Annotated in this window: 8 protein-coding genes; 6 read left to right on the top strand and 2 right to left on the bottom strand. The window is 64.1% G+C overall.

The genetic code is table 11. The features are described from left to right. Nucleotides 1–37: 37 nt before the first annotated feature. Entirely contained in the window at nt 38–589 is a 552-nt protein-coding gene (locus ACE3UY_RS16490; protein WP_374688585.1) for a hypothetical protein, read from the bottom strand. Nucleotides 590–944: 355 nt separating this feature from the next. On the opposite strand from ACE3UY_RS16490, the gene ACE3UY_RS16485 reads away from it, so the two are divergent. The 6 genes from ACE3UY_RS16485 (at nt 945) to ACE3UY_RS16460 (ending at nt 5,136) form a co-directional block, all read left to right on the top strand. Beyond that, the gene (locus ACE3UY_RS16485; RefSeq protein ID WP_374688584.1) at nt 945–1,427 is read left to right on the top strand and encodes a DUF1003 domain-containing protein; all 483 of its coding nucleotides are present in this window, start codon (nt 945–947) and stop codon (nt 1,425–1,427) included. Between the two features lie 3 nt (nt 1,428–1,430). Beyond that, on the top strand, nt 1,431–2,156 hold the full coding sequence (locus ACE3UY_RS16480; protein ID WP_374688583.1) for a hypothetical protein: 726 nt from the start codon (nt 1,431–1,433) through the stop codon (nt 2,154–2,156). A gap of 20 nt (nt 2,157–2,176) precedes the next feature. Further along, a complete protein-coding gene (locus ACE3UY_RS16475) occupies nt 2,177–3,136 on the top strand; it encodes an ABC transporter permease subunit (RefSeq protein ID WP_374688582.1) in 960 nt (319 codons plus the stop codon). A 15-nt stretch (nt 3,137–3,151) separates the two neighbouring features. Then, nucleotides 3,152–4,153, top strand: a complete 1,002-nt coding sequence (locus ACE3UY_RS16470; RefSeq protein ID WP_374688581.1) for an ABC transporter permease — start codon at nt 3,152–3,154, stop codon at nt 4,151–4,153. A 100-nt stretch (nt 4,154–4,253) separates the two neighbouring features. Then, on the top strand, nt 4,254–4,676 hold the full coding sequence (locus ACE3UY_RS16465; protein WP_374688580.1) for a DUF6325 family protein: 423 nt from the start codon (nt 4,254–4,256) through the stop codon (nt 4,674–4,676). Nucleotides 4,677–4,785: 109 nt separating this feature from the next. Next, nucleotides 4,786–5,136 carry an SHOCT domain-containing protein gene (locus ACE3UY_RS16460; protein WP_374688579.1) on the top strand — a complete coding sequence of 117 codons (351 nt, stop codon included), beginning with the start codon at nt 4,786–4,788 and terminating at the stop codon, nt 5,134–5,136. A 53-nt stretch (nt 5,137–5,189) separates the two neighbouring features. On the opposite strand, the gene ACE3UY_RS16455 is transcribed toward ACE3UY_RS16460, so the two are convergent. Next, nucleotides 5,190–8,077: IPT/TIG domain-containing protein (locus tag ACE3UY_RS16455; protein WP_374688578.1), on the bottom strand; the 2,888-nt coding region annotated here is incomplete at its 5' end.

Here is an 8,077-nt window from a genome sequence, read left to right as displayed (position 1 = left end):
TTCAACCTCCATCAGAGTTGGAACGTAGTTGGTTTGTTCAGGAAGCTTCATCAACAGCGGCCGACAGGGCGCGCCCATCGGCCGATTCCGGCTCGTTCATCGCCCGCACGCTGGCGGCGATCTCCTCGTTGGCGAACGTCAAGGTCATGTCGCGCCAGGTGAAGTCGTCCAGGCGCGCGGCCTCGCGGACGGCCCGTGTCTCCGGCAGAGCGGCTGCTTCCGCCCGTCGCTGCAGGGCCGACAGGGTCAACCAGCCGCCCACGAGCGCGATACCAGCCGCGACCGGCAGCCTAACCCACCCGATCGGCAACAGACCGGACAGACTCACCGCGATCAGTGTAAAGAGCAACAGGGCGACGGCCACCGCCGCAATACGGGCGGCGTGACGCAGCTGTTCTTCCTCGCCTGATCGGCGACTCCATTGGCGGGCGCAATCCGCGCAGAGGGGCACATCTAGCCGGCGCGACACCTGGCCGCGGCGCTTTGTTAACGTCTGGCGCTCGGTCGCCGGCCGGCCACAGGCCACACAACGACCGGGGAAGCGCACCTTCTCGCCGGGACGCACCCGGAGCCTAACTTGCTGACTCATGATAGTCCGGCCGGTTCGCCCTGTCACGTGCCATGTGTCAGGTTTTCGGGTGACACATGACACGTCTTAGCCGGGCCGGCCGTTTCCGTCTAGACTGAATAGTATAATGCCGCACTGCGTCAACCGCAACTAGAGGAGAATAGGACGCTGATGGACGCGGATTGTGACGCTGATTTTCGCTGATAAGAATTAGAATCATTCTATCAGCGAAAATCAGCGTCCTGAATCGGCGCCCATCAGCGTCCCATTCTTCGATTTTTATCGTAAAACGCCATTGTGATAGAGTTAGTCCGGTCGTGAATAGGGTGATAGCATGAACCGGATCGACTCAAAGGGTGATTCGCAACGAGCTGACATGGAGCAAGATGTCCTGGGCGTGAAAGCCCGCGCCGACGTAAAGCGGACGCTGGCGGAGCGCATCGCCGACGTGATGACCGCCGCCTTCGGCAGCATGCCGTTCCTGATCGTCAACGGTGTGTGGTTCCTGGTGTGGATCGTGATTAACCTGGGCCTAATCCCCGGTATCGAGCCGTTCGATCCCTTCCCGTTCGGGCTGCTAACGATGATCGTCTCGCTGGAGGCGATCATGCTGGCGATCGTCGTCCTCATCTCGCAGAACCGGGCGGCCAAGATCGCCGACCTGCGCGAGGAAGTCGACCTGCAAGTGGACGTGATTACCGAGCGCGAGCTGACCAAGCTGTTGGAACTGCTGGTCACACTCATGCGCCGGCAGGGTATTGACCTCTCGCATGACGCAGAATTGCGGGCGATGTTGCAGCCGACCGACGAAAAGGCGATCGAGGCGGCGCTAGAAGAACAAGTTGTGAAGGAGACCTGACGAATGACGGACATCGAAACGGCGTCCCAACCACTAGAATCTCAGGCAGAAGCAGCGCAACCCCGGCCGAAGATATGGAAGCGGCGCGTCCTGTCGACCGAAGAACTCTCGGATCGCCGACTCAAGCGGTGGGCCGAGCTTTACGAGACGATTGTCCTGGCCCTGGCGACGCTGGCGACCGCCTGGGCCGGCTATCAGGCCGGGCAGTGGAACAACCTGCAAACTATCCTCAATAACCACGCCACTAACCTGCGCATCGAGGCGAGCCAGTTGGCGGGCGATGCACAGCAGTCGCAGTTGGTGGACGTGACGTTATTCACCGAGTGGGTGAACGCCACGGCCCTCAACCAGCCGCAACTGGCCGACTATTACCGCGCGCGGTTTCGCAACGAGTTCACACCCGCCTTCGAAGCGTGGTTGGCCACCGGCCCGCAGACAAACCCGGACGCGCCCGCCAGCCCGTTCGACATGCCGGAGTACAGAGTGGCCGCGCTGGACAGAGCCGACGCGCTCGTTGAACAGGCCGGCCTGCGCATCCAGAATGCCGAGAGCGCCGGGACGTTCGGCGACCGGTACACGCTCTCAGTCGTCATCCTGGCCGGGGCGCTGCTGTTGGGCGGCATCGCCAACCGCTTCGAATGGGCGGAGTTGCGCGCCACGGTCGTCGCCATCGCGCTGCTCATCCTGCTGTTCTGTGTCATCACCATCGTTCGCTTGCCTGTCGCCTGAGCGCCCACTGCCGTATCTCTATGATCCGCTTGATCCTGCGCAAGCTCGTTCTCATGGCCATCATCCTGGTCTTGTTGAACTACGTGGCCTACCACTTCGCCATTCGCCACCCGGGCAACTTCTACTTCCCCTTCTCCAACATCCCCAACCCCGACGCCGCGCCGATCGAGAGCCAGTACCCCGCCTATGTACAGGGGGTGTTGCGCGGCGACCTGGGCAGTGTGGCCGGCGTCACGGTGATGGAGATTATCCGCGAACCCGTCCGCAACAGCCTGATCCTGCTGGTGACGGCGCTGGCCGTCACCGCGGCGGCGGGTCTGTTCTTCGGCTTCATCGCCATCTCGCCCCGCACCTGGCGCATCCGGCCCGGGGCGCTGCTGTTCCTGACCGCCGGCTCTTCCATGCCGGGTTTCGTGTTTGGGGCGATCGTCCTTGCCCTGCTCATGTACCAGCTGCTCTATGCTGGCGCCGGCGCGACGTTGCTGCCCATCAGCGGCTTCGGCCTTGACGCCCACCTGATCTTGCCCGTGCTGGTGCTGTCCATTCAGCCCACCTTCCACCTGGCCAAGGTGACGGCCGGCCTGCTGGAGAGTGAGTTGCAGAAAGACTACATCCAGGTCGCCAACAGCAAGGGCCTGACCTGGTCGCACATCATCCGCCGGCACGCCTGGCCCAATATGCTCTCGCCGCTGCTGGTCACCATCGGGCACGCGCTGCGGCTGATGGTCGGCGCGCTGGTGATCGTGGAGGCGGTCTTCCTGTGGCCCGGCGTCGGACGTCTCGCCCTGCTGGCCATCGGCTTGCGGCTGGACGCCGGCCCGAGCGGCGCTTTCTTTGGCGACCCGAACCTGATCGCCATTCTGGCCGTCATTATGGGCAGTTGGCTGCTGATAGCCGATCTGATCACCGCCGTACTGGCCTATCGCCTGGATCACCGCGTGCGCGTCGCCCTGGAAACAAGTGGAGTCACGCCGGCCTGAGCGGAAACGAGTGGCATGAAGAGAGCCTCATCGCGCAATTATCCGCTGTGGATGGGGGGCATCCTGATCGGCCTCCTCCTGGTCATTGCCGCCGTCGGGCCGCGGTTAGCGCCCCATGACCCGACGGAGGTGCTCTCCAACGTCTTCCGCGTCGGCGGCCGGGCCTACATCCCCGGTATCCAGCCCATTCCCCCGTTCACCGTCGATGAGATGCCATTGGGCGCGGACTTCGTCGGCCGCGACCTGTACAGCCGCCTGTTGTGGGCGGTGCGGCCGACGCTCATCCTCTGCTTCACCATTGCCGCGCTGCGCATTCTGTTGGGCGTCACCCTGGGCCTGGCCGCGGGGTGGTTCGGCGGGGCCACGACGCGGGCCATCGACGCGCTGATCGACGCCAGTCTGGCCGTGCCGATCCTGCTGTTTGCCCTGGCCGTCATCACCTTCTTCGGCGAGCACGACAACTACAACCTGCCGACGTTCATCCTGGCCCTCGTGACGACGGGTTGGGCCAGCACGGCCGTGTTCGTCAAGAACAGCACACTGGTGGTCAAGCGGGAGCCGTTCATCGACGGGGCCAGGGCTGCCGGCGCGTCCTCCGGCCGCATCCTGCGCAGTCACGTGCTGCCCCAACTGTGGCCGGCGCTGCCGGCGCTCATCTCGTTCGAGCTGGCGGCCACGCTTTTGGTGGTGGCCGAGTTGGGCTTCCTGGGGCTGTTCATCGGCGAGACGTTTGTCATCATGGGACTGAACCCCAGCATGGATGCCGCGCCCATCGGCATCACGGCCAACTACCCCGAGTTGGCCCAGATGATGTCTAACTTCTGGAGCAAGATGATCCGCACGCCGTGGGAAGTGGCGTTGGTCGGCTTCGCCATCTTCCTGACCATCTTCGCCTTCAACATGCTGGGGGAGGGGCTGCGCCGGCACATGGACGTGACCCGGCCACGGCGGGCCTGGCGGTGGCGGTCGCAATTTGACACCACAGACCTGACAGGTGGGCGGCTCCAGGCGCCTTAACGGCAACGAAACGTCTCTGGCCGTCCACCTGTCAGGTCTTGAGTTTCGTTGTATCATCTATTGCGATCGGACAAGGTTGGAGAACGCCATAGGAGAAAACATGGAAATAGGACCTGTTGAATACATTGTCATCGCCTTCCCCGGCAACCAGTTCAGCGGCGAGATCATCCCCGCGCTCCAGGAGTTGGTGAGCAACGGAACCGTCCGCATCCTCGACCTCACCGTCGTGCAGAAAGACGCCGACGGCAACGTCATCACCCTCGAAGTGAATGAGATGGGCGACAACGCGCGAGCCTTCCTGGGCCTTGACTACGAGGTCGGGGGTCTGCTGAACGAGGAAGACCTGCTCCTCATCGCCGACCATCTGCCCAACGATACGACGGCGGCGCTGATGGTCTGGGAAGATGTCTGGGCGACGCGCTTCGCCCAGGCCGTACGCAAGGCCAACGGCATGATCGTCGAAAACGCGCGCGTCCCCCGTGAGATCGTCATGGCCGCCGTGAACTACACCGACGAGCAGTAGAACCCACACTTGCGGCATCTTCAGAGCCCGTAGACTCACGCCGGACTACCCAAGAAATCCGCGTAATCTGTGAAATCTGTGGATGCTTCTTTATCGCGGAGGTAATACCATGAGAAGAAGAAACAACAGACCCGGCCTGGTAGGCACGATGGCCCGCACGGCCGTCATCGCCGGCACGGCGACCGCCGTCTCGACCTCAGTCTCTAGTTCGATGCAGTCGTCGGCCCAGGCGAAGGCTTTGCAGGAGCAGGCCAAGATGGACGCCGCCGTCCAGCGCGCCATGGCCGAGCAGCAGGCCGCCGCGCCCCAACCGCAGGTGATGGCCGCGCCCGCCCCGGCCCCAGCGGCTCCTGCCGCCGACGATTTTCTGACCAAGCTGACCGAGCTGTCCAAGCTGAAGGAGGCCGGCTTTTTGACGGACGAGGAGTTCGCGGCGGCGAAGGCGAAGCTCCTAGGCTGAGTTCAGACCTCTGAGGTTTGCCGCAAACCTCAGAGGTCTTTTTTGATCCCGCGCTACCGCGCCATCTCGATCCCGTCCAGGTTCGACGGGAAGGTCGCGCCGGCGGCCAGCCACGTCACCTTCTCGGCCGGGGCCCAGCCGCCCGGGGCGGCGGCGTTGGGGACGAAGCGCAAGATGGTCTTGCCGTTGCCGGTGAACTTGCCGCCGTAGGCCGGGTTGCCGACGGTGAACGCGCCCAGAATGGTCACGTAGCGGTGGCCGGTGGCCGGGTCTTCCCAGTAGCCGTTGATGTCCTCGGCCGACATGCCGGTCATGGCCGTCGGATCCCAGTACAGCGCCCACGTGCCGGCCGTCGTCGCGCCGGTGCTGCTGGGTGTGAAGCGCAGCACGTCCTCGTCGTGGGCGGTGATAACCGCGCCGCCGGGCCCGGTCACTTTGGCCGTGCCGGTCGTGCTGAGGTAGAGCCGGCCGGCGGCGTCGATCCATAGCGCGTCGATGACCTCGGCGCTGGTGGTCAGGCCGACGTCGGAGCCGTCGAAGAACCAGGCGAATGTGCCGGCGGTGGCGTTATAACCGAGCGATGTCGGCGTGAAGCGCACCAGGTCTTGCGCCGCAGCCGTGCCCAGGCCGGTGATGGCCTGCGCGGCGCTGAAGCCGAGCAGGATGTCGTTGCCCGCGAAGGCGAACGCGCCCACGTTCTTGGCGGTCTTGATGTAGGAGCCGTCGTAGAGAACGTCCCAGGTGTTGGTGGACTGGGCGTAGGAGAGGACGTCCGCGCCGGTGAAGGCCTTGCCGCCGGCGTTGCCCGCGCCCGTCGAGGAGAGGTAGATGGGCGGGGCGGCCACCGTAACGGTGAAGTTGGCGGCGCTGGTGGCCGTGCCGCCTGGTGTGGTGACCGCGATCTTGCCGGTCGTCGCCCCGGCCGGAACCGTAGCGGTGACCTTCGTGGCCGAGACTACGGTAAAGGAGGACGCGGCCGTCCCGTTGAACGTCACCGCGGTCGCGCCGGTCAAGTTCGTGCCGTTGATGGTCACGCTCGTGCCCACCGGGCCGCTGGTCGGGGTGAAGCTGGTGATGGTTGGCGCGGGGATGGTGACGGTGAAGTCCGTCGCGCTTGTCGCCGTGCCGCCTGGTGTGGTGACAGTGATCTTGCCCGTGGTCGCGCCGGCTGGAACGGCGGCGGTGATCTGCGTTCCACCGGCGTTAACGGTGAACGTCGGCTGGCTGACGCCGTTGAACTTCACGCTCGTCGCGCCGGTCAGGTTCGTCCCGCTAATGGCTACGCTCGTGCCCACCGGGCCGCTGGCCGGGGTGAAGCCGGTGATGGTCGGCGCGGGGATGGTGACGGTGAAGTTCGTGCTGCTGGTGGCCGTCCCGCCCGGTGTCGTGACGGCGATTGGGCCGGTGGTTGCACTTGTGGGAACAGCGGCTGTGATCTGCGTGGCCGAATTGACCATGAACGACGAAGCATTGACGCCGTTGAACTTCACGGCCGTCGCGCCGGTCAGATTCGTGCCGGTGATGGTTACGCTCGTCCCGACCGGCCCGGAGGTTGGGCTAAAGCCAGAGATGGTTGGGGCGAGGATGACCGTGAAGTCACTCGCGCTCGTGGCCGTGCCGCCGGGGGTGGTGACGGCAATCTTGCCTGTCGTGGCTCCGGCAGGGACGGCCGCCGTAACCTGCGTGCCGGCCGGGTTGACGGTGAAACTTGGCTGGCTCGTGCCGTTGAAGGTGACCGCCGTCGCCTCGGCAAGGTTCGTACCGGTGATGGTCACATTCGTGCCGACAGGGCCACTCAGCGGGCTGAAGCCGGTCACGGTCGGCGCGCCGACAACCCCATCCCGGTCGTAGAGCAAGATATCGTCGGCCTCATTGGTATCGTTGACGACCAGGTTGGCAGCGCCGGAAGCAAATGCCACGTAGCGGCCGTCGTCCGAGATGGCGGCCTTGTACGAAAAACCGTTCCCCTGCGCGCCGGCCGAATTGACCGAGACGCGCTTTGTCTGCCCCGTCTCTCTGTCGCGGACAAACATATCCAGCGAAGTGGTCGTATCTCCGGCGACCAGGTCAGTGGCGTAGGACTCGAACGCTACATACCGACCGTCGGCTGTGATGGCGGGAGCGTAGGAACTGCCGTTGCCTGATTCGCCGGCGGTGTTGATGGAGATGAGCGTCGTCTGTCCGGTCTCCCGGTCGTGGACGAAGACGTCGTCCCAGCCGTTGCTATCCTGAGGGATGAGGGAGTTGGCGCCAGACCAGAACGCCACGTAGCGGCCATCATCTGAGATGGAGGGAAAGCTGGAATCATCGTCGCCCTGTTCGCCGCTGGTGCTGATCGAGACCCGGGTCGTCTGCCCGGTCTCGCGGTCGCGGACGAAAACGTCGCCAGTATCGTTGGTGTCGTTGTCAACCAGATTACTGGACCAGGAGTGGAACGCCACGTAGCGGCCGTCGCTCGACATGTGGCAAGTGTTCGAACTGCTATTGCCCTGTACGCCATCGGAATTGAGCGACACCAGGGTTGTCTGCGCCGTCTGCCGGTCGCGGATGAAAACGTCGCCGGTATTGTTAGTGTCGTTGTCAACCAGATTGTTGGCGCCGCTATAGAACGCCACGTAGCGACCGTCGGCCGAGATGTTGCAAGTATACGCATCAGCGTTGCCCTGTACGCCGGCCGAACTGGTCGACACCAGGGTTGTCTGCGCCGTCTGCCGGTCGTAGACGAAGACGTCGCGCTTGTCGTTCGCATCTCCGGCGACCAGGTTGCTGGCTACAGAGTAAAACGCCACGTAGCGGCCGTCGCTCGAAACCGCGGGCTTGGACGAATCTCCGTTGCCTTGTGCGCCACTAGAGCTGACCGAGACGCGGGTTGTCTGGCCCGTCTGCCGGTCACGGAAGAAGATGTCGAGCATCCCATTCGTATCCCCGGTGACGAGGTTGG

Source organism: Promineifilum sp. (SeqCode) (assembly GCF_041918635.1).
GTDB lineage: Bacteria > Chloroflexota > Anaerolineae > Promineifilales > Promineifilaceae > Promineifilum.
The sequence above is the reverse complement of the archived record's forward strand: the minus strand, read 5'-3'. Positions and strand labels throughout refer to the sequence as shown.

What these genes read in the sequence shown, in the direction of transcription:
- ACE3UY_RS16485 (WP_374688584.1), top strand. Translation starts at nt 945, where the DNA reads ATGGAGCAAGATGTCCTGGGCGTGAAAGCCCGCGCCGACGTAAAGCGG.
- ACE3UY_RS16490 (WP_374688585.1), bottom strand. Translation starts at nt 589, where the DNA reads ATGAGTCAGCAAGTTAGGCTCCGGGTGCGTCCCGGCGAGAAGGTGCGC.
- ACE3UY_RS16470 (WP_374688581.1), top strand. Translation starts at nt 3,152, where the DNA reads ATGAAGAGAGCCTCATCGCGCAATTATCCGCTGTGGATGGGGGGCATC.
- ACE3UY_RS16475 (WP_374688582.1), top strand. Translation starts at nt 2,177, where the DNA reads ATGATCCGCTTGATCCTGCGCAAGCTCGTTCTCATGGCCATCATCCTG.
- ACE3UY_RS16465 (WP_374688580.1), top strand. Translation starts at nt 4,254, where the DNA reads ATGGAAATAGGACCTGTTGAATACATTGTCATCGCCTTCCCCGGCAAC.
- ACE3UY_RS16460 (WP_374688579.1), top strand. Translation starts at nt 4,786, where the DNA reads ATGAGAAGAAGAAACAACAGACCCGGCCTGGTAGGCACGATGGCCCGC.
- ACE3UY_RS16480 (WP_374688583.1), top strand. Translation starts at nt 1,431, where the DNA reads ATGACGGACATCGAAACGGCGTCCCAACCACTAGAATCTCAGGCAGAA.